Below are 21,928 nucleotides of genomic sequence, written 5' to 3'. Positions count from 1 at the left end.
AAAATAATATGATGGACGATCGCTCCCCGATGATAACTCCTAACCTTTCAGCGCTTTACCGCGGCGTCAGCGAGATTTTTCCAGATCGACCTGATTCTAGCAACCCTGACGAAAATTTAGCCCAACTGCTGGCAAAAGTCGATCGACCGTTGCGAGTCAAACTGGGAATTGACGCCACAGGGGCGGACATTCACTTGGGACACAGCATTTGCTTCCGCAAGCTGCGAGCTTTTCAGGATGCCGGTCACACAGCGGTACTGGTCATCGGAGATTTTACCGCAAGAATTGGCGATCCGACAGGAAAGTCCGAGATGCGAAGCCAGTTGACAGCCGAACAAGTGGCGGAAAATGCCAAGACTTATTTAGACCAAGTGCGTCCGATTCTAGATTTTGAGACGCCCGGACGTTTGGAAATTCGCTATAACTCCGAGTGGTTGTCAAAATTGGACATGGCGAAGATTTTGGAACTGCTAGGCACGATGACGGTGCAGCAGATGCTTGCTAAAGAGGGATTTGATAACAGGATGCAGCAGGAAAATGCGATTTTCCTCCACGAGTTTCTGTATCCAGTCATGCAGGGTTACGATTCAGTAGTCTTGGAGGCTGATGTGGAGTTGGGGGGAACCGACCAAAAGTTTAATATTGCGGTGGGGAGAGATTTGCAGCGGCATTTTGGGATGAAACCGCAGTTTGGTTTGCTGATGCCGATTTTGATCGGGACTGACGGGGTGCAGAAGATGTCGAAGTCTTTGAACAATTATGTGGGTTTGTCGGAAGATCCGCTGACGATGTATTCTAAGTTGGAGAAAATTGCTGATAGTTCGATCGCCCAATATTTTGAACTATTGACAGATTTGCCACTTGATGGATTGCCCGAAAATCCGCGAGAAAAACAGAAACTTTTGGCTGTGGATGTGGTGCGCCAGTATCGCGGTTCGGAAGCGGCGGAACGCGCACAACAAGATGCAATTGCGCTGGTTAAAGGTGCTGCAGGACAAGCTGATGCTGTGGCGGAGTTTTCTTTGGCAAGTGTGCAGTTTCCGGCTAAGTTGTTTTATATTCTCAGTGCTAGCGGGCTTTGTAAAAGCAGCGGTGATGCGCGGAAGTTGATGCAGGGTGGCGGGGTGAAGTTGGAGGGCGATCGGGTTTCTGATGTTAATCTTACTTTTGAATCACCTGCTGATTTATGCGGTAAGATTTTGCAGGTGGGGAAGAATAAGTTTGTGCGATTGGTGTCTTGAATCTCTTTTTTAACCGCAGATGAATACTGAAGATGAACGCTGATGAACGCTGATAATCGAATTATTGTTGCTTTGGATGTTTCGAGTCAAGAAGAGGCGATCGCACTTCTTGACAAACTCCCGCAAGTATCTTTCTGGAAAGTGGGTTTGGAACTGTTTGTGAGTTCCGGCCCGGGGATTTTGGAAATTTTAAAACAGCGGGAAAAGCGGATTTTTCTCGATTTGAAGTTTCACGATATCCCGAATACTGTGGCTGGTGCTTGTCGGGCTGCTGCTAAGTACAATGTGGATTTATTGACTATCCATTCTACTTGTGGTAAAGATGCTTTGAAAGCTGCACAGTTGGCTTTGACTGAAGGGGCGGCGGCTGTGGATAAACCGAGTCCTAAGTTGATTGCAATTACTCTGTTGACGAGTTTGAATTCGCGACAGTTGGCTTTTGAGTTGAAAATACCTTTGGAGTTGCCGGAATATGCTTTGCACATGGCATTGTTGGCTAAGGAAACGGGTTTAGCTGGTGCGGTTTGTTCTCCGCAAGAAGTGGAACAGTTAAGGATGAGTTGCGGGGATGATTTTGTGTTAGTTTGTCCCGGTGTGCGTCCGAAATGGGCTGATGGAGGCGATCAAAAGCGATCGATGACTCCAAAAGCTGCTTTGAAAGCTGGTGCGGATTATCTGGTGATTGGGCGCCCAATTACTGCTTCGGACGATCCGGTGGCGGCTTTTGCGCGTATTTGTGAAGAGATTGAATAACAATATGAATGTTGTTTTTTACCGCCGATGAACGCCGATGAACGCCAATAGAATTGTATCTGCGTTCATCTGTGTTTATCTGCTGATATCTGCGGTTGCAACCCCGACTTTGGCAGTTAATTTTGTGACAAATCATGCTAACAGTATAAATGCCAGTCGGTATGGTTTGTTAGCGCGATCGCCCTGTCCCGCTGATTTAGAAACTTTGGTCGATCGCCTGTTGCAAGATTTGCCGAGTTATGCTAATCGCGTAATTGTGCGATCGCACTTTTCTCCTAACAAAAACACACCATCCGGTTACGCGCTGCCTCAAATAATTTTAGCCGGCCGCCCGGAGTTTGAACCGTTACCTTTAACTTTTGAAGATGCACTTCCTGAAAATGCTAGTCAAGTTTTTATTACTACTTTGGAACGGCAGTATCGCGGGGGAAAACGAGTAGAAGTTCAGCAATATCATTGGTTGTTTTTAACTAAAACGGAAAACGGTTGGGAATTGGCAAAACTTGTTTCTCGGTTTGGTAATGCGGCTGATATTCGTCCTTTATTAAGTCAAGATAGTGAAAGCGAAATTGCTGAGGCTATTCGTTTGTGGTTGCGCGATTGTCATGCAAAAAATAAGTTATCTCGCAACTAAATTGCATTTTTTGGGAGGGCGAGACGCCCACCCCACATGAAATAATTTTTATTGTGGAACAGGCATCTTGCCTGTTCCTGACAGAAAATAATTTTATTGTGGAACAGGCATCTTGCGGTTGGTTGTTGGTTGGGGTCTAATTAACAGTCTGGATTGGAGCGGCTTCATGTCTTTTGTTAGTTCTAACCCTTGGGTTGGAGTGCCGATGGTTGTAGGACTTATACCTGTGTCATTACTTGTACCTCTTTTTTTGATAACACCTTTTTTTATAATATCTAGTATAATGTCCGCTGTTAATAAATCACGAGCTGGAAATAGATAAGTTGGAAATTCCGAATATGTTTGACCTTCTAAATTAGGAAATACTCAATTCTAAATCAAATGATAACAGTCAAAAATACATTGTGACCTAAGAATTTATCTTCATGGTGCTCAGTATTTCAGCGTTTCCTTGACTCCCAGTTTGCTTGGCTCAAAGATAGAGACCATTCGACAGAATTTATGGAATACTGTGTAATACTCTTCCCCCCTATCAAGATCGTGCCAAAATCTTTGGCTGTGCATTGCTTCTCTTGCATAATAGCCAAATGTGTACAGTGCAATTTCCTTTTTCATTATACCAGACATAATCATAAAGTAAATCTCTTCCAAAAAGCAGATAAATACCTCTTTTTCCTGTTTTGTGACTGATATGCTGCTAGAGCTATCATGCAAAAGCTCACAGACTTTCTGGATTGACTCGTTCTCATCGAATCTTTTGCTCATCTCATGAAACTTCTCATATCTACTTATCCTATTGAGCTCTACGAACTCAAGAATGCCTTTCACAAAAGCTAGGATTCCTATTAGTCCACCAATAGCTTCAATAAAGTTGTTCATGATTATATATCAAGTGGGAAGAGATGATAATTATTCCCTATTATACTGCAATACTCCGGACAGTTTTTGGAACGATACTACAAGCTTACGCGGGGCAAGGATCATAAAAAAGTCGAATTAAATGTAAGTCAGGCGTGGAGCTGACATTAATTTAATTATCCATAGTGGCTCAAAGTCAAGCGAGCATAAGCCATTGGGCTATATAAAAACTGTCCCGACTATTGATACTGATGATCGGCAAAAAAGTCATGGTGGGGTTAACCAGTATTTATACTCATCGCAAAAATGACACGCTCCCCATCTTGCGGGCGGGCGAGACGCCCAACCCCTACTCCCCACATGACATAATTTTTATTGTGGAACAGGTATCTTGCCTGTTCCTGACAGAAAATAATTTTATTGTGGAACAGGCATCTTGCCTGTTCCTGACAGAGGTATCAGAAAAGCCAGGAATTTTCGGTTGAGGGATTTACCGTGGGGGGCGGGTTTACGAGAGAGATTATCTGTTTTAGGCAATTATTGTTCGTGAAACCCGCCCATACAAAGCACAAACAAAAAATATTATAATTGCTCTTTGAATTCGTCTAGTTTAGCCTTGATTAGTTGCATATCTTGCCACATAAACCATTTCGGAGTTTCCGGTTCACGGGAGGGATTTCGCAACAAGTACGACGGGTGAAAAATTGGCATACACAAACGATTTTCCCATTCAATCCACTGACCTCTGATTTTACTAATGGGTCGCTTGTCGCTTAGCAAACCTTTGAGGGCTGTTGCACCGGTTAATAAAATAATTTTGGGGTCTAAGATGCGGATTTGTTCGAGCAAGTAAGGTTTGCAAGCTTCGATTTCTTTTGCTGTCGGAGGGCGGTTGTTGGGAGGGCGACATTTGATGACGTTGGCAATGAATACGTCGGTTTCTGCACTCAATCCCACGGATTCTAAAATCTTATCTAACAGTTTGCCCGATCGCCCGACGAAGGGCAATCCGGTTTCATCTTCGTTTTGTCCGGGCGCTTCTCCCACAATCAAAATTGAGGCTTGAGGATTGCCGCGCCCGATGACGGCGTGAGTGCGGCTGTTGCCCAATTCGCAGCGGTGACAGCGGTTGCAGTGCTCGCCGATTTGTTCCATATTTTGATAAGTGCCGGGAGGAATGGGAATTTTGGCATTTGCTGGTATTGAGTCTGTTTGGAAAGTGGCACTTTGATTGTTGTCAAAAAGGCTGAGTTGCAAGTCGCTGGACATACATTTTACAATTAGGGAGATTTTTTCGAGTCTAGAGTTTATAGTTTAGATCGGGTTTGGTGATTTGAGATTGGCTACAAGCTTGTGTGCGATGCTGTCGATTCGCTACGGGATAGCTACGCTCACGTATAATCTCCAATTAACACTGGCACAATCTCCAATTGTTTGGTTGAGCTCGTACAGGCAAAAATATGTTCTCTAACCCGTTTTTTGACGATCGCGCCGATGCAGGCGAAAAACTGGCCGAGGCAGTTGTGGACGAGTTCGGCAAGTTGAGTTTAATGACACAGCAGGCGGTGAAACCGATTGTTTACGCCTTGCCACGCGGGGGTTTGCCCGTTGCTGTGCCGATTGCGCGCCGCTTGGGCTGTCCTTTGGATGTGGTTGTTGCGAAGAAAATTACTCGCCCAGATAATTTAGAATTGGCGATCGGCGCTGCAACTGCTGATGGTCACGTCCTCTGGGAAAAGCAAAAGCAGCACAATTTACGCTTGCAAAAATCAGCATTGCCCCTGGCTCAAAATAATGCTCAATCTCTGCTGGCAGATTTGTCTCCTGGACGCCCAAATATCAGCGCGGCTGGGGCTTTGGCGATTTTGGTAGATGACGGCATTGCGACGGGGATGACGATGGCTGTGGCGGCTAAGGCTTTGGAGTCGCAGCAACCGATGGCTTTGTGGATTTGCGCGCCTGTCGCCCCGGCAGATTTGATGGGATTTTTGGCCCAGATGGCCGATAAGTTGATCGTTCTGGAGACTCCTCACCCTTTTTACAGTGTCAGTCGCTTTTATGGGCAATTTCCGCAGGTTGAGACGGCGGAGGCTTTAAGGTGTTTGCAGCAACAAACTGAATGGCGAGCGTAGGTTAAGCTAGAAGGCTAAATCCAAAAGCTCGATCGCTAAAACATGAGACCTTGGCAATATTGGTTGGACACTTTGATTCTGTCTACTCAGCACAATCCGCCTCGCTTTGTTGAGTTGGTAATGTTGACTTTGGCGATGATGTTGCTGGGGCTGTGGAGTGTAACATTGCAGTGGCAGTATTTAACGCTGTCTTTGAGTTATATAATTGGTTCGTCTTTTTCAATTTTGGTGCGGGAATCCATCGGCCCGCGGCCTCAATTTCAACTAACTCACCTGACAGCCTTGCTGTTATTAATTATCAGTTTTTATAGTTTTGCTGAACTGATTAGATAGTTAAAGCCGTTTTGATTGGTAGAGGCGGGTTTTACAAGGTGATTGCCAAGGTGGTGAAGCAATTGCATAACTTATATAGCAATCCTCAGCGGGTTGTGAATTAGATGTTTTTTTGAACTAACCGCGAAGACGCAAAGGACGCGAAGGAAAAGAAGCCAAGAGCGAGAGTTCACCAATAATTAGCCATCATCCTACATTCTAATGGGATTGATGTAAAATTATGCGGTTCCCGGCAGGATCGAAGGCATAGATTTCTAGACCGTGAGAAGCTTTGATAATTTCTCCGCTGGGCGGATAACCTAAAGCCCAAATTCGGGCGATCGCAGTTTCGATATCGCTGACTTCTAAGCACAAACTCATGCCTGTTTTTGCTCGATTGGCAAATTCCGATTTGTGGGAATCTTTTGGTTTGAATATGCCGAGTCTTAAGCCTGGTAGTTGAAATTCAGCATAAGTATTGGGAATGTAAGGGTTTGGTTCTATGTCGAGAAATTTTGTGTAAAATTTAACGAGAACTTCCTTATCAAGGTCGGCTAAAGTCACTAGGGCGGCGCTGTATTGGAAACTCATATAAATTGGTAAGTGGTGATTGGGAATGGGAAATTAATAATATTATAACTTTCTATCTATTTAAAATCCTCCAATTCGTCCGACTATTTGGATTTTACCTTGTCGATCGCTTTTGAGAATAACAGCTTCGCCGCTTTGCGGTACAATATCAGTAATCGCGGTAATATTTACTTGATGAGTTACCATAATAATCGCGCCTTTTGTGTTGCGGTTGTCAACAATTAATTTGCGAATTGCTGCTGTTTGGCTGGCTTCTTTGCTGCTGTCCCTAAAGAACGAGTTCAACGCTGGGAACGGTTCGACTTTGCCTAAATTTATCAGTTTTGCTGTTTCCAAACACCTACACCACTGACTGGATAAAACTCTGGCCACTTTGATGTTGCGATTGCGAAATTCGGCTCCAATTTGCTGGGCTTGGGTTCTTCCTTGTGCTGATAAATTGCGCTGGGTGGAACAGTCGCCCAACTTAAAGTTAGCAGGATCTCCCGTACCTGGGGCGATCGCGTGTCGCATTGCTACCACCAACCCCCTCTCACCCCGCTGCAAAAATTGCCACCCTGCTTGAGTTTGCGGGTTGGTTGCTGCGTCAGAACTTGTAGTTGCAATCATTAAGCCGATCGACAATACTAAAGCTAGCGATCCGAAAAACCATTTCCAGTTAAGGTAAATCCGCGCAGCCATTGGTGCAGAAGTTAAGAATTAACTTATCATATTATAATACAACAAATATTGCTCTATGGAACTCACCAATTTTATTGCTCTGTCTGTCATTATTGCCCTCGTGCTGGGGATTGGGTTTGGAACAATGACTTGGGCTTACTTCGGCAAGGGCAGCATTTCTGTACTCTTTAAAGAACCAATTTTAACTTACCCAGAATTTCCCGATACCGACAGCGGTAGTAAAGCTTCCGTTTATTTTCAACAAGGAATTCAGGCTTATCAGTCAGGAAAGTACCGCAAAGCAAAAGATAAATTTACCAGCGCTGTAGAACAAGTTTCAACCTTGGCAGAAGCTTACCACAATCGCGGCTTAGCTTTTGCAAATTTGCGCTCGGATGACGAGGCTGTTGCAGATTTTATCCGTGCCAGCGAATTATATCAACAGCAAGAGGCTGGATTTGCGATCGACACAATCAAACAAAATCTGTCAGCGTTGAAGCAGCGCAAATTAGAACGAGAAAAACAAAAAACAGTAGCGACATAAATTATTAGGTCTTGCCCGTATAAATAAACCCAAACCTACTGTTGTGGTCTTAAAAACCCGGTCTCTTTAATGCTTTTAGGCACAGAAACCGGGTGGGTTTACAGAATTTATATTAAAGTTGAACATCAAGATTTAACGTTATCCCGAACAGCTAAACTTTTCTGGAATCTTCTATTTGGTCGATTTTAGCAATCATCATTTCTCGGCTAAGTGCCACAACTCGATAATTAGTAATTGGATCGTAAGCTTCCCACTCTTGAGTCACTTCGCTGTCTTGCCAAAAAAACCATTCCCGGTAAATTTCGCCGTCATCAATGTCACCGCACAAGGGAAGCCAATCATCTCCTCCCAAGCTATCAAAATCTCCTCCTACTAAGTCAATCCAAGCTGCAAGGATACAAGAGTCAATAGCATTATTATTAACAGTGACTGCGTTAGAGTGAAGAGAAGTTTCGGGAAAACAAAGTGTGGATTTCATAAGCTGTACCTGAATGTTATGTTATTAATTTATAAAAAAATCCTCTACGGCAGTGACAGCAGAATGCCACTATCCTAACCTCCACAGTTCCCACCTCGAAAAACCTTGACAGCCAAAGCGCTCAAATGCTGCTGCTGTATGACTTGAGACCGCTTTGAGTCAAGTCGCTAGAGAGGCTAAATTGAGCCACTTTGCCAACTGGCATAGAAGAAAGCCCGATCGACCCAATATTGCTGGCGAAGGCTCTCGCGCATTGAGGAGCAAAGACAGCGCGACTGCCAATTGTATACTAGGTAAGTTGGCGAGTTTCCGTACAGTTTTTGTGATAAAATTAGCAGCACGCGAACTTTCATATCGACAGCCTCGTTTGGTCAAAAGCTTTGCAACGAGCTTTCCAACGGTGGTGCGATCGCCAGTTTTGATTTATTGTTAATTTTGCGAAGTCCCGATCGACTGTTAGGGAAAAAAATTATGCAAGCAACCAACCAAGAAGGAATTATCAATCTGACAATCCACTATACCAACGGCAAACAGCAACACTTCCAGTTCATTGCGCCAGAGGGAACAGTAGGAGAGCAAGCAACTTTAGGCACTCGCCTGCACAAAATGTTGACAGCAGACCCGGTAATTCTCGAATTGGCAGATAAACTGGTAGTTATCCCAGTTCACAACATACAAAGTATTGAAATATCGCCGGTTCCTCCCAAATTGCCAGAGGGTGTCCTTTACCCAATGCGAGAAATCAAGAAATAGCTAAGCTGTTCTCCATCCAAATTCAACGGAAAAGGCGGGCTGAATACCCATGTCATCCAGAGTTTGAATAAGCATAAGTGTACAAATTAAAGGCGCAACTATTTATTACAAATAACGATAAAAATAAAAAAAATGTTGCTGGCCGTGAAACCAGTTCTGAAAAAAAATGCAACAGTAGACAAACTCTCAACCCTTATATCATCACTCATTCCCAATCTAAAATCTAAAATCTAAAATCTAAAATAGTATGACGATATATGTCACATGAGTGAGGGGAATAATTGCAGGTTTCACAGACTTTAACTTACCGAAAAAAATGCTAGAACTCCACTGCCACACTACTTATTCCGACGGCACTCTCACCCCTGCCGAACTCGTAGCCGCCGCCGCGTCTTCGGGGGTTCGCGCCTTGGCTGTCACGGATCACGATACCATGTCGGGTTGGGATGAAGCCTTCGCTGCTGCTGCTTTGCACGGTATCGAAATAGTCCCCGGACTCGAACTCAGCACCGTTCACAACGGCCGATCGCTGCACATTTTAGGTTTTTATCCCGATGCAAATAAGTTGCGAGTTCCTTTGAACGATCGCCTGGAAGGAAGGTTTCGCCGATCGCAGGAAATGGTCGAAAAATTAGCAGCAATGGGATACGCGATCGAACTGCCAAAAACATCCCCAGGAATGGCACCGGGACGGCCTCACATTGCCTCTGCACTTGTAAAAGCGGGTCACGCGAAATCATCGCGGGAAGCATTCGATCGCTGGCTGGGAGATGACGGCCCGGCTTATGTTCATTACGAGAAATTCTCGATCGTCGAAGGCATTGATTTACTGAAAAGTTGCGGCGCAGTACCGGTGTGGGCTCACCCTTATTTATTTCGCGGCGGCGGTGTTGAGGAAGTTTTACAAGAATTAGTAGATGCGGGTTTAATGGGAGTTGAAGTATACCATCCCACCCACAGTTCTAGCCAAATCCAAAAGTTGAAAGATTTGTGTCTTCATTACGGTTTGCTGGCAACTGGTGGCAGCGATTATCACGGCCCCGATCCTGAAAGGAAAGCAGCCGATAGCACCCAATTGAATATGCTGCATTTGCCGTTAGAATTACTGGAACCAATTAAAGTTGCTGCGGCGAGTTTGAAATAGTTTTTTAGGACTAATTTTGCACCATTCTCAATTAGGCTTTTATGAAGAGGCTTTCCGGTCTGTTCCACAAGAAAATTTATCTTTTGTGGAACGGGCATCTTGCCCGTTCTGGAGAATGGTGCAACATCTCAGTTATGACGAATTTTGCCGACGTATTCAGTGGTAAAAAAAAGGAATCTTTCGCTTTTTGAGGGAGGAATTTGCACTAAGTAAGTCATCAGAAGAAGACCGAGGTCAAGCAGAATATAAATTAATATGAAGTTAAAGGCAATTGCAGGCGAGTTGATTTTACAATGTTACTATAGCAACTTGCCAAACGGAGCTTATTATGAGTGCAGAAGACAGAGCTAAGGCGATCGGCAAAAATTTAGAAGGCAAAGCTCAGGAAATTTTCGGTAGTATCACGGGCAACAGAAAAGACCAGGTTGAAGGTAAAGCCAAACAAGCCGAAGCTGCCGCCCGCCACGCAGCAGAAGATGCAAAAAATGCGGTGAAAAATCTGGCCGATCAAGCCAAAAGGTCGATCGACAAATTGTAGAAACTGCGTTATACCAAATCCTGGCTAATAGAATTCGCTTCATATCAAATCCTTTGGTATCAATAGGGTTTGATATGATTTATTTTTGGAATGTGCATAAACTGGGTGACTCCTGCGATATCCCTTCAAAAGCGCAGTGGAGAAGTCCCTATGATTGTTAATTTTACACCGGATTAATTTCGTAGTAAGGACTTCAGTCCTTATCGCATTGCCTTTACGAAAAATTTTTGCTCAATTCTGCATAAAGCCGCCAAAACCTGCGATATCAGAGTATCAACACGCAAAAACTGGACTATGACGAGACATGATACCCCCGTCGAACCCTTAGCAGGTTTAGTTCCTGTAGCGGCAAGTTTCAGCTTGTTGCTTCCACCCACGGGTTGGGAACTCAAACCGATTTCGTTGACTTTGTTACTGTTGGCACGTTACAGCGCTATTTTCCCTGGGAAAATCGAATTATCTCGATGTCATCCGAACGTGCCAGTGAACACCGACGAACAGTTACGCCAACTTCTACAACTCTTGAAAGACTCGCCAGAGGGGAGTCAGGAAAAAGAAAGACTCAAAAATCAATTGTGCCAACTCATTCCCGATTTGCCCGGAATTCGCAAGCATCCTTATCCTAATATTGATTTAGAGGAAATGATGCAGGAAGCTTATTGCGGTTTTATCAAAACGCTTTCGGTATTTTTGCGGGCAATTGACCTCGACAATCTCGCTGTTGATGTGTTGCGAACCCGAGTAGTTCAGCGGTTCAATAAAACTCTCAAGAACAAGGTCTATGACCAATATCGCCGGATGCAGCAACAGATTTTTACTGTTAGTTTTGATACTCCGATTACGAGCAACCCAGGGGAAGAATTTGAGGCTCAACAACCGATAGACGATACCACAAAAAATGGGATTGAGCAACTCATCGAGAGAGAACAAGCTCACAATAAGCAGCGCATCGGTCGCAAACTATGGCAGTGTATTGAAGACGATCCGACGGGAGAACTGCGAAACAGTTATCCCAATGAAAAAATAGATAAGACTCAGCCAAACACTCCCGAAAATCGTCGCCCTCGACCGGATGCCAATTGTCACATACTGGCAGTGCGATTGCTGCTGAAAGGCCCTCCTGATAAATTATCGGTAATTGCCAGAGACTTAAATATTGACTATCAAACGCTCAACTCTCACTGGAAAAGAACAGGTTTTGAACTCGTCAAAGAGATTGGCAATAGAATTGCTAAAGAATGTGGATATCAACCGGAGGAATAATGGTGAATAGCATGGATACTTATTTGTTACAAATTCCTCTGGAGCAAACTGCCCGCAATTTAGCTCTGCAATTTGCTTCTGAGCAAGCTAATCCGCAAAAAGGCAAGCGGGTTTATTTCAACACCCTGGCGGTTTGGGCGGTTAACTATTTTTTGGAATGGATGGAAATGGAAACCGATATTGATGGCGGTGATAGTTGGAATCCAGCAATGCGGGCGGTTTTGGATGTCGGCGATTTGGTTTTGCCGGGGATTGGCAAGATAGAATGCTGTCCGGTTCAGCTTGGAGAATCGGCGATTTCTCTGCCGGAAGTGCGAGGAAACCGCATTGCATATATCGTCGTTCAGTTTGCCGAACCTTTCGATAAGGTGAAAGTTTTGGGCTTTATTCCGGCTGTGGAAATTCAGGAGGGAAATGAAGAAATTTATCTAACTAATCTCAAACCAGTTGAGGAATTGTGGGATTATTTGGATCGGATTGAGTTGGCAATTCCGCTGTTGCAAGGTGAAATTGAAGAGTTGCTATCTGATTTGGGAGAAGATGACCCCGTACAAGCACAAGTTCGGGAGAATTTGCAAAACAAATCTATTTCTGAAATTGTGGCAATTTTGAATAAAGTTTTGCACAGTAGTGAGAAATCTGACTGGGGATATGAAGGGGGGAAGGCTTTAGCGGGAAGTGGTTCTAGCAGTGGAGGTTTGGGAAATAGAGATATATCTTTCTCTCGTGATAAATCTTCACCTGTTGAGAAAGCTTCAGATATTGAGGAGGATGTGAAAGCGGAACTGAATCTGATTGCTGAAGATTTGTTGGAGAAGTTAGCGGAGATTTGGGGAGATGGTGATGACTTGTAGGGGTTCCCATCGACTGAAGAAACCGGGTTTTTGACCACATCTGCGGGTTGAAACGAAATATTTTCGTCCATCAAACCCGGTTTATGAATTCCCACCGACAGAAGAAACCGGGTTTTTGGCCACATCTGCGGGTTGAAACGAAATATTGTCGTCCATCAAACCCGGTTTATGGGCCCCCGCAACTCAATCGTAAAATTCATTAAAATGAATCAATGGAAAATATGTAATTGAAAAGACATGACTCAAAATAATTTACTGTCTCGCATCTCAATCGACTCGAATATCTGCTTTGGCAAACCCTGTATTCGCGGTCATCGCATCTGGGTTTCTCTGATTCTTGACTTTCTCGCTAGTGGAATGACTTTTGAAGAATTGCTTGAGGAATATCCGGGAATTGAACGAGAAGACGTTTTGGCTTGTATTGCTTATGGGGCTGAGTTGGCAAGAGATTGTTATGTCGAAATTCCTGTGGGTGAAAAAAAGGTAGTTTTAAAGTGAAGTTAAAACTTGATGAAAATTTGGGCAGCATCCGCGTTGTTTCGCTGTTACGTTTAGCTTGCCACGATGTTGCGACTGTACGGGAAGGGAACAAAATTTGAGTTCAACAGCGGATGGATTGTTGATTGATATCTGTCGGAGGGAAGGTAGATGTTTGGTGACTTTGGATAGGGGGTTTGGCAATCGCCTCCGCTACAATCCTTCTGATTATTCTGGGGTTGTGTTACTGCGTCTGCCTTCTCAAGCGAAACCGCAAGATTTGCAAGCGGCAGTAGAAATATTAATTCGCGGATTGGAGGCGGCAGAAGTTACGGGTAAATTGTGGATTATCCGAGGGGAACAGCTTTTGGAGTATCAAGCAATATCGGAAGATGAATCTGACTAAAAGATTCAAATAAAAGAGTTATGCAAAGTAACCCGGTTTCTAGGCAAAGAATGTCGATGCTGATTCGGCGTTTGGTAAGGAGAAAGGGGGTAGCCAACCCAGATTTAGTATCATGAGTTTAACACTCCTAATAGCGAGGACTTTCGCTATTAGACAGGGAATTAATCCGCTGTCGGACTTTCGACAAAACGCGCTATTTCATCCACATTAATCCCCGTTAATCTGCGCTTAAAAATCGGGTTCCGCAGCCAAAAGCTCGATCGACAAATCCATCTGTTCCTTCCCCCGCGCCAAAAATCTTTCGCACTCCTGCCAACACTCCACAGCCTCCCCAAACTGCTCGAAAACCTCCTCTAGAGGCAACTCTCCCGATTCCACCCGATCGATAATCGCTTCAATTCGATCGACCGTTTCCTCATAATTCCAGTCAGACTGGCGCAACTGCGAATCAATCATAACTTTTCTTCCGCATCCAATACTTCTACAATCTTAACTTTCAGCACGCCCCGACTCAACCTCACAGTCAATTCTTCTCCCAATTCCAAACCGTCAGTTGTGCGGACAATCGTACCGTCACTTTGGATTACCGCCGCATAACCCCTTTGCAAAACGGCAGCCGGATTCAGTGCGGATAACTTTTCTTGCAATACCTCCAGTTTACCAGTTGCTTGCCGCAAAGTTCGGGATGTCGCAGGCAAGCGTTTTAATCGATTTTGTAATAGTTGTAAATGCTCTTCTTCTGCCTGAAATCTGGCCCGTACAGCGTTTGCTAAATTGACCATTCGCTGCTTGTGTTCAAAGTAAATATCGGCTAAAATTGGTACAGCTTGAGCCGCCGCCGCTGTTGGAGTGTGGGCTCGTTTATCTGCTACTAAATCGGCAAGAGATTCGTCTCTTTCGTGCCCGATACCAGTGATAATTGGAATCGCACAATTCGCGATCGCCCTGACAACTCTCTCATCATTAAAACAAGCCAAATCTTCCGCAGAACCGCCGCCGCGCGCTAAAACGATCACATCAGCCCTACCGTCCAATTCTACGCGGGCGATCGCCCTAGCAATGGCAGCAGCAGCCAATTCTCCCTGCACTCCTGTCGGCGACAGCAACACCCGCAAACCCGGATATCTTTGGGCTAGAGTCCGCTGAATGTCTCCCCAAGCAGCGCCTGTATCTGATGTCACCACGGCCACAATTTGCGGGTGTGCGGGAATCGGGCGCTTTCTGGCGGGATCGAAGAAACCCTCAGCATCCAAGCGCGATCGCAATTGCTGCAACCGCAAAGCCTGCAATCCTTCCCCAGCCGGTAGCGATTGCACTACTGTCAACTGGTACTCGCCGCGATTTTTGTAAACCCGGATGCTTCCCAAAACCAGCAACTGTTCCCCTTTTTCCGGGATTTGCACCAATTTTTGCCGCTGAGAATTCCACACCACGCAGCGAATAGCAGCGCTTTTGTCGGTGTCGCACAGAGTGAAAAAGCAGCCGCTGGGGTGGTGCGAAACGTTCGACACCTCGCCTGTCAGCCAAACTGATTGCAGGTTGCGATCGCCCTCCAACAAGTCTTGCAGGTATGATGTTAGTCCGGCAACAGATAAAGCTGTATCGGGAAGAATTGAAGTCATCCAATTTTAGATTTTAGATTTTAGATTTTAGATTTAGGCTACTATCAACACTTCGGACAGTGTGTGATTGCCAAGCGTAAAATAAGGGTTTCAGGGCGATTGCATAATCGACTTCCTAACGGAAAATCAAGGGTTTCCGACTAGGATCTCAAAATAGTCCGGACTATTGTAGTATATCTAAGGTAATTTATTTGTAGGCTGAGCCGGCGATCGTAATTTTAACTGCAAACAAACTAATGATATCAGATACAGTAAGCAACCCCGGTCTAAAGACACGGGGCTTCAGCAAATAAACTGAAGCCGTGCTTACCCGCCTAAGCCTTAACTGGCTACGTTATGGGGGTCAAAACACCGGAAAATGCGACGCTAGTTTTCCGCTCTGTTGTTTGCAATTAAACAATTCTAAGGTCACTGGAATAGTGTTGCAAGCGTAAAAAGCCCTTATAACATTGGCAAAGCGAACTTTACGAGAAATCGAAGGGACACAACAATGTCTATCCAACCAAATTACGTTTTCGTTCTAGATGCTAACCGCAAACCACTAACACCATGCAAACCATCTTTGGCACGCAAACTGTTAAAGGTTGGCAAATGTAAAGTTTTCAGGCTTTATCCTTTCACTATAATTTTGAAAAAAAAGGTAGCTCAAGACCCACAGCCTGTCACTTTAAAGATTGACCCCGGTTCAAAAGTTACTGGGTTTGGTCTACTTCTGAATTCCAATCTGATCTGGGTAGCCGAATTAACCCATCGCGGGCAAACGATCAAGGCATTGCTAGAGTCGCGTCGTTCTCTGCGGCGCAACCGCAGAAGTCGGCAGACAAGGTATCGCCAAGCGAGATTTTTGAACCGAACTAGATCCAAAGCCTGGTTAGCTCCCAGCCTCCAACACCGAGTAGATACGACTTTAACTTGGGTCAACAAACTATCAAAGCTTGCACCCGTTAAGACGATTTTTCAGGAATTGGTTAGGTTTGATTTACAAAAAATGGAAAACCCGGAGATTTCAGGGATTGAGTATCAACAAGGAGAGCTGCAAGGCTACGAAGTCCGCGAGTATCTTCTTGCTAAATGGAATAGGCGGTGCGCTTACTGTGGCATAGAGAATGTAGCGCTACAAGTTGAACACATTCATCCTAGAGCGTCGGGCGGAACTAATAGAATATCTAACCTGTGCTTAGCTTGCGAACCTTGCAACACAAAAAAAGGGACTAAAGACATCAAGATATTCTTGGCAAAAAAAACCGATGTTTTGAAAAAAATCGTGGCACAAGCTAAGCGTCCGTTGAAGGATGCCACTGCTGTTAACTCGACTCGATGGGCTTTATTTAATCGCTTAAAAGCGACAGGTAAAGAGATTATTGCAGGTTCTGGCGGGTTGACTAAATTCAATCGCATACGGCTGGGACTGCCAAAAACCCACTTCTTTGATGCTGCTTGCGTAGGCAATACACCTGAAATTTCCGTATCAACGAATCAGCCTTTAAATATCAAAGCGACGGGGCATGGTTCAAGGCAAATGTGCCGCACGGATAAATTGGGATTTCCTTCTAGGTACGTTCCTAGATTTAAGTTTGTTAAGGGTTTCCAGACAGGGGATATTGTAAAAGCCGTTGTTACTTCGGGCAAAAAGATGGGTACTTATACGGGCAGAGTGGCTGTCCGCTCATCTGGCAGTTTTAATGTGTCAACAGCCCAAGGATTAGTCGAAGGAATCAATCACAAATATTGTTTTTCTATTCATCAAAAGGATGGGTACAATTATGGATTTTAAGACTGTTGACGGGATACTAAAGTATCCCGTGTCCTTTTTCCTCCCAGGGCTAAAGCCACTGGGTTTCCAAGCTACCGCGAGGTTTTTATGACTTCGATGAATGTGCTGCGCCAAGAGGCGGCGGCGATCGGCATTACTGAGGAAGAAGCCAGAAAATATGGCGACCTCCGACATAAAAGAACTTGGTCTTTGGCGATCGAACATCACCTCTCAATGCAAGATTTTGCCGATCGCATAGAACAATCCTTCACAACTTCCGAACCCGATTCCTCCAGCGCACTCAACCACTCTCAGACTGAAGAGTCGAAAGACTATGGTATTCAGCTAACTGCGAATCTAGGCGAATCTAGAGTAACCAGGGAGAACCAAACAGCCTCTGTTGCTTCGCCACAACAGCAAGCAGTAGCAATCGGGCGATCGCACGGTAATTCCGACCACCGCAGCGACCAAAACCGAGGTTTTAAACAAGTAGTTCAAAATCATATTAAAGCATTAACAATTGCATCCGCCTCCCGCATAAATCTGCCCAATTCACAACTGGGCAATTGGGTTTGTCCTGAGTGTGGGCCCGAGGGCGAATTGGATTGTTACCTTTGCGCCGGAGAAGGCAATGTAGGGGACATTGCAGCTATTGGCTGGACGCTAGCTTATATGGAAATGTTGGGCTGTTCTGCTCGCGAAATTGAACCGTTGAGAAAAATTTCGCCTTCATTGAATATTCTGGAATTGAATTTAAAAGTTTGTGTTGCTATCAAACAAAGTAGCGAAGTTTTAGCCAGGACGGAGAAATGGGTAATTAGTCATTAGTCATTAGTCATTAGTTACCTGAAAGCTCAACCAAATTAAGTATTGATTCTAGCTTTTTCAAAGCAACTTCCAACTCGTCATTAACAACTTGGAAATCGAATTCCCCTGCCGCTTCAATTTCCTCTTTAGCCCGCAGCAACCGACGGGCGATCGCAGTTTCGGAATCTTGACCCCGACTCCGCAGCCGCCGTTCCAATTCTTCCCAAGAAGGAGGTAAAATAAAAATTCGCAGCGCCTCTGGAAAATTATTCCTAATTTGCCTAGCCCCTTCCAACTCAATTTCGAGGATTACCCATTTTCCCTCACCAATTCCTTGCTTGAGACCAAAATAAGGAGTACCGTAAAAATTACCGGCAAACTGGGCCCATTCCGCCAACTCTCCAGCCTCAACCATTTTTTCAAAGTGGCTGCGGCTGACAAAATAGTAGTGCTGTCCCTCAATTTCTCCCTCACGGGGCTCACGAGTTGTCACCGATACCGAAAGATACAATTCGGAATGGCGATTGAGGAGCGATCGTACTAAGGTGCCTTTCCCTACACCGCTAGGCCCCGTCAGAACAATTAATTTACCAGATTTCATTTTGAGAATAGAAACGTGTAACAATTTAAGTTTCCGCTTACTTTAGACTGTAAACGCTCAAATTGCAACTGACAAACCTCAATCATCCCGACCTGAACCGTCTTTGCTCACCACAAAACGATTAGCAACCGTTTCCGGCTGAATCGCCGAGAGGATGACGTGACTCGAATCTGTAATAATTACCGCTCTCGTGCGGCGGCCGTAAGTTGCGTCAACCAGTTGTCCCCGCTCCCGCGCATCAGTAATAATCCGCTTAATTGGCGCTGACTCTGGACTGACAATGGCAATCACTCGATTAGCAGACACAATGTTACCAAAACCGATATTAATTAATTGAATATCCATGAAATTCTTAATCTGTAGGTGAACGATTGACTATCAATCCTTACTTTTTATCATATATACAAATATTTTTTATTACAATCCTCAAATTAATCCCAACTAATTTTTTTAGTTTCTACCTAAAATTTTTACCGTTTTGACGCCGAGTACCCGGTTCTTTATCAAAAATTTAAAAAAAGCTCGCTGTTGCCACTCTATCTTAAAGATTCGGTAAAAGCGTCGATTTTTAGTTGCAAATAAAAGCATTAGCTGTATCGAGAAAAAAACCGTAAATGTTGCGAAATATAAATTTAATTTTAGGGAAAGGGAAACTTAAGTATAATCAGTGATCGATGACAGCAAATATTCGCCAATGCTGGTTTTATCAGCCTTCAACTTAAACTAAAAGCTGCTGGCGATCCTCTTCGAGGGCTTCGCTAACGCACTTTCTGCCCGATTTTTAACCAAAAGATTGGGGATGATGTGTCAAACTACAGATATTTCTTGGATCGTGTTATACCAATAAAAGTGGTTTTTAGTGAGGACTTTAGTCCTATTAATACAAATAAAAAAAGTGTGGTTAGAGTTATCAATTTTATAACTATTATGAAAATTTGCCTAGTCTCGCGCCGGAAATTGCAGTGCTTTTTTCCTACAGATGGTCGCAGGATTCTAGCTAGCAAAAATGGGGGAATTAGTATAAAAATCTGAATATTTTAGTTTTTACTACAAACATTTTGAATTCAGCACAAGTTAGGCAAAAAGTGGTTTTACGCATGATATCAATTCCGGTTGAATTGGAATGATTAAACCGCAGAGGACACAGAGAACACAGAGTCAGAGAGAGAACAGAGAGATGAATAATTCCGATGCTACCGGATTTGATATGAATTATAGCGGTAAGACTTCATGCACACCGCACCCTAAACATACAGGATATGTATGTATAAATCTTATTAAACAAAAAAAAGGGATTAATGCAGATAAATTCACCCGCATTAATCCCCAGTTATTCCACACTTAATTAAGCGGCAACTAAACCGCTGTGTCTCAACAAAGCTTTAGTGCTCGGTTCGCGTCCCCGGAAAGTTTTAAACACTTCCATCGGGTGCAAACTGCCGCCCAATCCTAACACTGTATCTCGGAAGCGCTTACCTGTAGACGCGATCGCACTTTCATCTTCCAAACCAGCTTCCTCAAACGCCGCAAAAGCATCCGCGCTGAGCACTTCCGCCCATTTATAACTGTAATACCCCGCCGCATACCCGCCCGCAAAAATGTGTCCGAAAGCGCACAAAAATGCGTCTTCTTCCAGAGGAGGCAAAACAGTCGTAGTTTTAGCGATACGGTTGCGGACATCGGCCACAGTTTCGCTGCCACCCGATCGATAGCGGTGGTGCAATTCGATGTCAACGCTGCTAAAATGTACTTGCCTGAGCATGACGGTGCCGCTCATGTAGTGGCGCGCTGCTAGCAGTTTTTGGTAGTAGTGTTCCGGCAAAGTTTCCCCGGTTTCGTAATTCTTTGCCATCCCGAACAAAGTAGCGCGATCGTAACACCAATTTTCCATAAATTGACTGGGCAATTCCACTGCATCCCACTCAACATTATTAATGCCCGAAGCCCCCGGATAGTCTACCGTTGTCAGCATATGCTGCAAACCGTGACCGAATTCGTGAAACAAAGTTTCGACTTCCAAGAAAGTCATTAAACTCGGTTTGCCGTCAACCGGAGGACTTTGGTTGCACACCAAATAAGCCACCGGCAACCGCGTGGTTGTCTTTCCGGCTTCCACAAATTTAGCGCGCACCACGCACTCGTCCATCCAAGCACCGCCGCGCTTTTCCTCGGGGCGACTGTAGGGGTCTAAATAGAAATTGGCGATCGTATTTCCTGCTTCATCATTTATTTGGAAATAGCGCACATCTTTGTGCCAGACAGGAGTTTGACCGTCCGCCGCAGTTACTGTCACGCCGAACAGGCGTTTTACTAATCCAAATAACCCCTCTAATACCTGTGGCAAAGCAAAATAAGGTCGCAATTCTTCGGCACTAAAAGCAAACTTTTCTTCCCGACGCCGTTCCGACCAAAAACCAATATCCCAGTGCTTCAAATCTCCACCTTCCGCCGCGCCTTTTTCGGCAGCAAAAGCTTTTAATTCTTCTAAATCTTTGACAGCAGCATCATAACTAGCCTGGCGCAATTCTTCTAACAAAGCTTCCACTGCTGTCACGTCGGGAGCCATTTTGCTCGCCAAGCTCAATTCGGCATAACTGCTAAACCCGACCAAAGCAGCTTTTTCCTGACGCAAAGCCAAAATGCGATCGGTCAACGGCCAGTTATTCAATTCTCCGCTACTTGCTCTGCCGATAAAAGCTTTGTACAACTTTTCGCGCAAGTCACTGCGGGTGCTGTGCTGCATGAAAGGGCCGTAACTCGGAAAGTCTAAAGTAATCCGCCAAGGGCCGTTTTCGGCATCCGCATTTTCTTCGCCCGCGCTGCGAGCGGCTTGAGCTGCTAAACTCAACAAACTCGGTGGCAAACCGTCAATTTCGTCTTTGTTTGTGAGGGTGATGCTGAATGCTTTGGTAGCGTCGAGGACGTGATTGGAAAATTGGGTAGTAATTTCGGCCAATTCTAATTGAATGGCATTAAAACGATCTTTTTGCTCGCCTTCTAAACCGACGCCGGAGAGTTGGGCGTCTCGGAGAGCGGCTTCGACAATTCGCTTTTGAGCTGACTCTAAGCTGTCCCAATTTTCGCTAGCCCGCAGTGCTTTAAAAGCTTCATAAAGCGGTTTGCTTTGACTGAGCTTGCTCCAAAATTTTACTACTTCCGGCTGCACTGTTTCGTGAGCCGATCGCAATTCCGGGCTATTTTTCACACCCATCAAATGTCCGACAATGCTCCAGCTCCAATTTAAACGCTCTCCGAGTCGCTGCAATGGTTCTACTAAGTTGCTCCAAGTCGGTTCTACAGACGATTCTAAGTCAGCTAGCGAGGCTTCTAGTTCGGTCAGCAGTTGGGTAACAGCGGGGACTACGTGTTCTGGTTCGATCGCGTCAAATGGAGGCAATCCTTGACCGATTAGTAACGGGTTATCAGCAATAGTTACGGTTGCAGTCATTGATTTTTCTTGTAACAGGTTGAAAACAGGTGAACTAGACAGATTAGCTTTTAATCTTT

27 protein-coding genes are annotated in these 21,928 nt (G+C 44.7%); 16 read left to right on the top strand and 11 right to left on the bottom strand.

Annotation, left to right across the window (positions count from 1 at the left end; genetic code table 11):
• The first annotated feature begins 8 nt into the window (after positions 1–8).
• From tyrS to QT979_RS11640, 3 genes are read left to right on the top strand one after another with little or no spacing between them, the layout of a single operon-like run.
• Positions 9–1,241: a tyrosine--tRNA ligase gene (gene tyrS, locus QT979_RS11650; protein WP_333310032.1), complete on the top strand. Its 1,233-nt coding sequence runs from the start codon at positions 9–11 to the stop codon at positions 1,239–1,241.
• Positions 1,242–1,283: 42 nt separating this feature from the next.
• Entirely contained in the window at positions 1,284–1,994 is a 711-nt protein-coding gene (gene pyrF, locus QT979_RS11645; RefSeq protein ID WP_333215856.1) for an orotidine-5'-phosphate decarboxylase, read from the top strand.
• A gap of 37 nt (positions 1,995–2,031) precedes the next feature.
• Positions 2,032–2,628: a hypothetical protein gene (locus QT979_RS11640; RefSeq protein WP_333215855.1), complete on the top strand. Its 597-nt coding sequence runs from the start codon at positions 2,032–2,034 to the stop codon at positions 2,626–2,628.
• 432 nt (positions 2,629–3,060) lie between these two features.
• On the opposite strand, the gene QT979_RS11635 is transcribed toward QT979_RS11640, so the two are convergent.
• On the bottom strand, positions 3,061–3,507 hold the full coding sequence (locus tag QT979_RS11635) for a hypothetical protein (protein ID WP_333082147.1): 447 nt from the start codon (positions 3,505–3,507) through the stop codon (positions 3,061–3,063).
• A 248-nt stretch (positions 3,508–3,755) separates the two neighbouring features.
• Between QT979_RS11635 and QT979_RS11630 the strand changes: the two genes are divergently transcribed.
• A complete protein-coding gene (locus tag QT979_RS11630; RefSeq protein WP_333310025.1) occupies positions 3,756–3,971 on the top strand; it encodes a hypothetical protein in 216 nt (71 codons plus the stop codon).
• 97 nt (positions 3,972–4,068) lie between these two features.
• Here the strand turns inward: QT979_RS11630 and QT979_RS11625 are convergent, their stop codons facing one another.
• Entirely contained in the window at positions 4,069–4,755 is a 687-nt protein-coding gene (locus tag QT979_RS11625; protein WP_333215851.1) for a uracil-DNA glycosylase, read from the bottom strand.
• A 191-nt stretch (positions 4,756–4,946) separates the two neighbouring features.
• Between QT979_RS11625 and QT979_RS11620 the strand changes: the two genes are divergently transcribed.
• Together QT979_RS11620 and QT979_RS11615 are read left to right on the top strand one after the other, a co-directional pair.
• Positions 4,947–5,618 (top strand): phosphoribosyltransferase family protein, encoded by a 672-nt coding sequence (locus tag QT979_RS11620; RefSeq protein ID WP_333310022.1) that lies wholly within the window; start codon positions 4,947–4,949, stop codon positions 5,616–5,618.
• 42 nt (positions 5,619–5,660) lie between these two features.
• The gene (locus QT979_RS11615; RefSeq protein WP_333164903.1) at positions 5,661–5,951 is read left to right on the top strand and encodes a hypothetical protein; all 291 of its coding nucleotides are present in this window, start codon (positions 5,661–5,663) and stop codon (positions 5,949–5,951) included.
• 198 nt (positions 5,952–6,149) lie between these two features.
• On the opposite strand, the gene QT979_RS11610 is transcribed toward QT979_RS11615, so the two are convergent.
• Both QT979_RS11610 and QT979_RS11605 read right to left on the bottom strand, forming a co-directional pair.
• Complete coding sequence (locus QT979_RS11610) at positions 6,150–6,521, bottom strand: VOC family protein (protein WP_333310019.1); 372 nt, start codon at positions 6,519–6,521, stop codon at positions 6,150–6,152.
• A 60-nt stretch (positions 6,522–6,581) separates the two neighbouring features.
• Positions 6,582–7,202: a histidine phosphatase family protein gene (locus QT979_RS11605; RefSeq protein WP_333310017.1), complete on the bottom strand. Its 621-nt coding sequence runs from the start codon at positions 7,200–7,202 to the stop codon at positions 6,582–6,584.
• A gap of 55 nt (positions 7,203–7,257) precedes the next feature.
• Here QT979_RS11605 and QT979_RS11600 point away from each other — a divergent pair, with 55 nt between their 5' ends.
• Positions 7,258–7,725, top strand: a complete 468-nt coding sequence (locus QT979_RS11600; protein ID WP_333310014.1) for a hypothetical protein — start codon at positions 7,258–7,260, stop codon at positions 7,723–7,725.
• Positions 7,726–7,876: 151 nt separating this feature from the next.
• Here the strand turns inward: QT979_RS11600 and QT979_RS11595 are convergent, their stop codons facing one another.
• Both QT979_RS11595 and QT979_RS11590 read right to left on the bottom strand, forming a co-directional pair.
• The gene (locus QT979_RS11595) at positions 7,877–8,203 is read right to left on the bottom strand and encodes a hypothetical protein (protein ID WP_333310011.1); all 327 of its coding nucleotides are present in this window, start codon (positions 8,201–8,203) and stop codon (positions 7,877–7,879) included.
• A 176-nt stretch (positions 8,204–8,379) separates the two neighbouring features.
• Positions 8,380–8,556: a hypothetical protein gene (locus QT979_RS11590; protein WP_333215839.1), complete on the bottom strand. Its 177-nt coding sequence runs from the start codon at positions 8,554–8,556 to the stop codon at positions 8,380–8,382.
• 118 nt (positions 8,557–8,674) lie between these two features.
• Here QT979_RS11590 and QT979_RS11585 point away from each other — a divergent pair, with 118 nt between their 5' ends.
• From QT979_RS11585 to QT979_RS11555, 7 genes are all read left to right on the top strand, one after another.
• Positions 8,675–8,956, top strand: coding sequence for a hypothetical protein (locus QT979_RS11585; protein WP_190740781.1), 282 nt, complete (start codon positions 8,675–8,677; stop codon positions 8,954–8,956).
• A gap of 316 nt (positions 8,957–9,272) precedes the next feature.
• Entirely contained in the window at positions 9,273–10,100 is an 828-nt protein-coding gene (locus QT979_RS11580) for a PHP domain-containing protein (RefSeq protein ID WP_333208107.1), read from the top strand.
• A 328-nt stretch (positions 10,101–10,428) separates the two neighbouring features.
• Positions 10,429–10,638, top strand: coding sequence for a CsbD family protein (locus QT979_RS11575; protein ID WP_333215835.1), 210 nt, complete (start codon positions 10,429–10,431; stop codon positions 10,636–10,638).
• 294 nt (positions 10,639–10,932) lie between these two features.
• Positions 10,933–11,901, top strand: a complete 969-nt coding sequence (locus QT979_RS11570) for a hypothetical protein (protein ID WP_333310009.1) — start codon at positions 10,933–10,935, stop codon at positions 11,899–11,901.
• Positions 11,901–12,755: a DUF1822 family protein gene (locus tag QT979_RS11565; protein ID WP_333210978.1), complete on the top strand. Its 855-nt coding sequence runs from the start codon at positions 11,901–11,903 to the stop codon at positions 12,753–12,755. The genes QT979_RS11570 and QT979_RS11565 overlap by 1 nt, the downstream gene beginning before the upstream one ends.
• Before the next feature lie 237 nt (positions 12,756–12,992).
• Entirely contained in the window at positions 12,993–13,253 is a 261-nt protein-coding gene (locus tag QT979_RS11560) for a DUF433 domain-containing protein (RefSeq protein ID WP_332943370.1), read from the top strand.
• 97 nt (positions 13,254–13,350) lie between these two features.
• Positions 13,351–13,638 (top strand): DUF5615 family PIN-like protein, encoded by a 288-nt coding sequence (locus QT979_RS11555; RefSeq protein ID WP_333210975.1) that lies wholly within the window; start codon positions 13,351–13,353, stop codon positions 13,636–13,638.
• 228 nt (positions 13,639–13,866) lie between these two features.
• On the opposite strand, the gene xseB is transcribed toward QT979_RS11555, so the two are convergent.
• Together xseB and xseA are read right to left on the bottom strand one after the other, a co-directional pair.
• Entirely contained in the window at positions 13,867–14,094 is a 228-nt protein-coding gene (gene xseB, locus QT979_RS11550) for an exodeoxyribonuclease VII small subunit (protein ID WP_333310006.1), read from the bottom strand.
• Positions 14,091–15,260: an exodeoxyribonuclease VII large subunit gene (xseA, locus tag QT979_RS11545; protein WP_333310003.1), complete on the bottom strand. Its 1,170-nt coding sequence runs from the start codon at positions 15,258–15,260 to the stop codon at positions 14,091–14,093. Before xseA ends, xseB begins: the two co-directional genes overlap by 4 nt.
• A 490-nt stretch (positions 15,261–15,750) precedes the next feature.
• Here xseA and iscB point away from each other — a divergent pair, with 490 nt between their 5' ends.
• Positions 15,751–17,034, top strand: a complete 1,284-nt coding sequence (gene iscB, locus QT979_RS11540) for an RNA-guided endonuclease IscB (RefSeq protein ID WP_333210970.1) — start codon at positions 15,751–15,753, stop codon at positions 17,032–17,034.
• Positions 17,035–17,121: 87 nt separating this feature from the next.
• Positions 17,122–17,841, top strand: coding sequence for a hypothetical protein (locus QT979_RS11535; protein WP_333310000.1), 720 nt, complete (start codon positions 17,122–17,124; stop codon positions 17,839–17,841).
• 10 nt (positions 17,842–17,851) lie between these two features.
• Here QT979_RS11535 and gmk read toward each other — a convergent pair whose 3' ends face one another.
• From gmk to QT979_RS11520, 3 genes are all read right to left on the bottom strand, one after another.
• Positions 17,852–18,421: a guanylate kinase gene (gene gmk / locus QT979_RS11530; protein WP_333210966.1), complete on the bottom strand. Its 570-nt coding sequence runs from the start codon at positions 18,419–18,421 to the stop codon at positions 17,852–17,854.
• A 78-nt stretch (positions 18,422–18,499) separates the two neighbouring features.
• A complete protein-coding gene (remA, locus tag QT979_RS11525) occupies positions 18,500–18,766 on the bottom strand; it encodes an extracellular matrix/biofilm regulator RemA (protein WP_333309998.1) in 267 nt (88 codons plus the stop codon).
• A gap of 1,000 nt (positions 18,767–19,766) precedes the next feature.
• Positions 19,767–21,869, bottom strand: coding sequence for a M3 family metallopeptidase (locus QT979_RS11520; RefSeq protein ID WP_333309996.1), 2,103 nt, complete (start codon positions 21,867–21,869; stop codon positions 19,767–19,769).
• Between the last annotated feature and the right edge of the window lie 59 nt (positions 21,870–21,928).

Origin of the sequence: Microcoleus sp. w2-18bC1, assembly GCF_036700365.1 — a bacterium.
GTDB lineage: Bacteria > Cyanobacteriota > Cyanobacteriia > Cyanobacteriales > Microcoleaceae > Microcoleus.
Note: the sequence above shows the minus strand (reverse complement) of the source record. Positions and strands in the feature narration are given on the sequence as shown.

What these genes read in the sequence shown, in the direction of transcription:
- QT979_RS11625 (WP_333215851.1), bottom strand. Translation starts at nt 4,755, where the DNA reads ATGTCCAGCGACTTGCAACTCAGCCTTTTTGACAACAATCAAAGTGCC.
- QT979_RS11585 (WP_190740781.1), top strand. Translation starts at nt 8,675, where the DNA reads ATGCAAGCAACCAACCAAGAAGGAATTATCAATCTGACAATCCACTAT.
- QT979_RS11620 (WP_333310022.1), top strand. Translation starts at nt 4,947, where the DNA reads ATGTTCTCTAACCCGTTTTTTGACGATCGCGCCGATGCAGGCGAAAAA.
- QT979_RS11600 (WP_333310014.1), top strand. Translation starts at nt 7,258, where the DNA reads ATGGAACTCACCAATTTTATTGCTCTGTCTGTCATTATTGCCCTCGTG.
- QT979_RS11610 (WP_333310019.1), bottom strand. Translation starts at nt 6,521, where the DNA reads ATGAGTTTCCAATACAGCGCCGCCCTAGTGACTTTAGCCGACCTTGAT.
- QT979_RS11595 (WP_333310011.1), bottom strand. Translation starts at nt 8,203, where the DNA reads ATGAAATCCACACTTTGTTTTCCCGAAACTTCTCTTCACTCTAACGCA.
- QT979_RS11605 (WP_333310017.1), bottom strand. Translation starts at nt 7,202, where the DNA reads ATGGCTGCGCGGATTTACCTTAACTGGAAATGGTTTTTCGGATCGCTA.
- QT979_RS11635 (WP_333082147.1), bottom strand. Translation starts at nt 3,507, where the DNA reads ATGAACAACTTTATTGAAGCTATTGGTGGACTAATAGGAATCCTAGCT.
- QT979_RS11570 (WP_333310009.1), top strand. Translation starts at nt 10,933, where the DNA reads ATGACGAGACATGATACCCCCGTCGAACCCTTAGCAGGTTTAGTTCCT.
- remA (WP_333309998.1), bottom strand. Translation starts at nt 18,766, where the DNA reads ATGGATATTCAATTAATTAATATCGGTTTTGGTAACATTGTGTCTGCT.
- QT979_RS11590 (WP_333215839.1), bottom strand. Translation starts at nt 8,556, where the DNA reads ATGAAAGTTCGCGTGCTGCTAATTTTATCACAAAAACTGTACGGAAAC.
- QT979_RS11575 (WP_333215835.1), top strand. Translation starts at nt 10,429, where the DNA reads ATGAGTGCAGAAGACAGAGCTAAGGCGATCGGCAAAAATTTAGAAGGC.
- iscB (WP_333210970.1), top strand. Translation starts at nt 15,751, where the DNA reads ATGTCTATCCAACCAAATTACGTTTTCGTTCTAGATGCTAACCGCAAA.
- QT979_RS11560 (WP_332943370.1), top strand. Translation starts at nt 12,993, where the DNA reads ATGACTCAAAATAATTTACTGTCTCGCATCTCAATCGACTCGAATATC.
- QT979_RS11520 (WP_333309996.1), bottom strand. Translation starts at nt 21,869, where the DNA reads ATGACTGCAACCGTAACTATTGCTGATAACCCGTTACTAATCGGTCAA.
- xseB (WP_333310006.1), bottom strand. Translation starts at nt 14,094, where the DNA reads ATGATTGATTCGCAGTTGCGCCAGTCTGACTGGAATTATGAGGAAACG.
- QT979_RS11615 (WP_333164903.1), top strand. Translation starts at nt 5,661, where the DNA reads ATGAGACCTTGGCAATATTGGTTGGACACTTTGATTCTGTCTACTCAG.
- QT979_RS11630 (WP_333310025.1), top strand. Translation starts at nt 3,756, where the DNA reads ATGGTGGGGTTAACCAGTATTTATACTCATCGCAAAAATGACACGCTC.
- QT979_RS11580 (WP_333208107.1), top strand. Translation starts at nt 9,273, where the DNA reads ATGCTAGAACTCCACTGCCACACTACTTATTCCGACGGCACTCTCACC.
- QT979_RS11535 (WP_333310000.1), top strand. Translation starts at nt 17,122, where the DNA reads ATGACTTCGATGAATGTGCTGCGCCAAGAGGCGGCGGCGATCGGCATT.
- QT979_RS11565 (WP_333210978.1), top strand. Translation starts at nt 11,901, where the DNA reads ATGGTGAATAGCATGGATACTTATTTGTTACAAATTCCTCTGGAGCAA.
- QT979_RS11640 (WP_333215855.1), top strand. Translation starts at nt 2,032, where the DNA reads ATGAACGCCAATAGAATTGTATCTGCGTTCATCTGTGTTTATCTGCTG.
- xseA (WP_333310003.1), bottom strand. Translation starts at nt 15,260, where the DNA reads ATGACTTCAATTCTTCCCGATACAGCTTTATCTGTTGCCGGACTAACA.
- tyrS (WP_333310032.1), top strand. Translation starts at nt 9, where the DNA reads ATGATGGACGATCGCTCCCCGATGATAACTCCTAACCTTTCAGCGCTT.
- gmk (WP_333210966.1), bottom strand. Translation starts at nt 18,421, where the DNA reads ATGAAATCTGGTAAATTAATTGTTCTGACGGGGCCTAGCGGTGTAGGG.
- pyrF (WP_333215856.1), top strand. Translation starts at nt 1,284, where the DNA reads ATGAACGCTGATAATCGAATTATTGTTGCTTTGGATGTTTCGAGTCAA.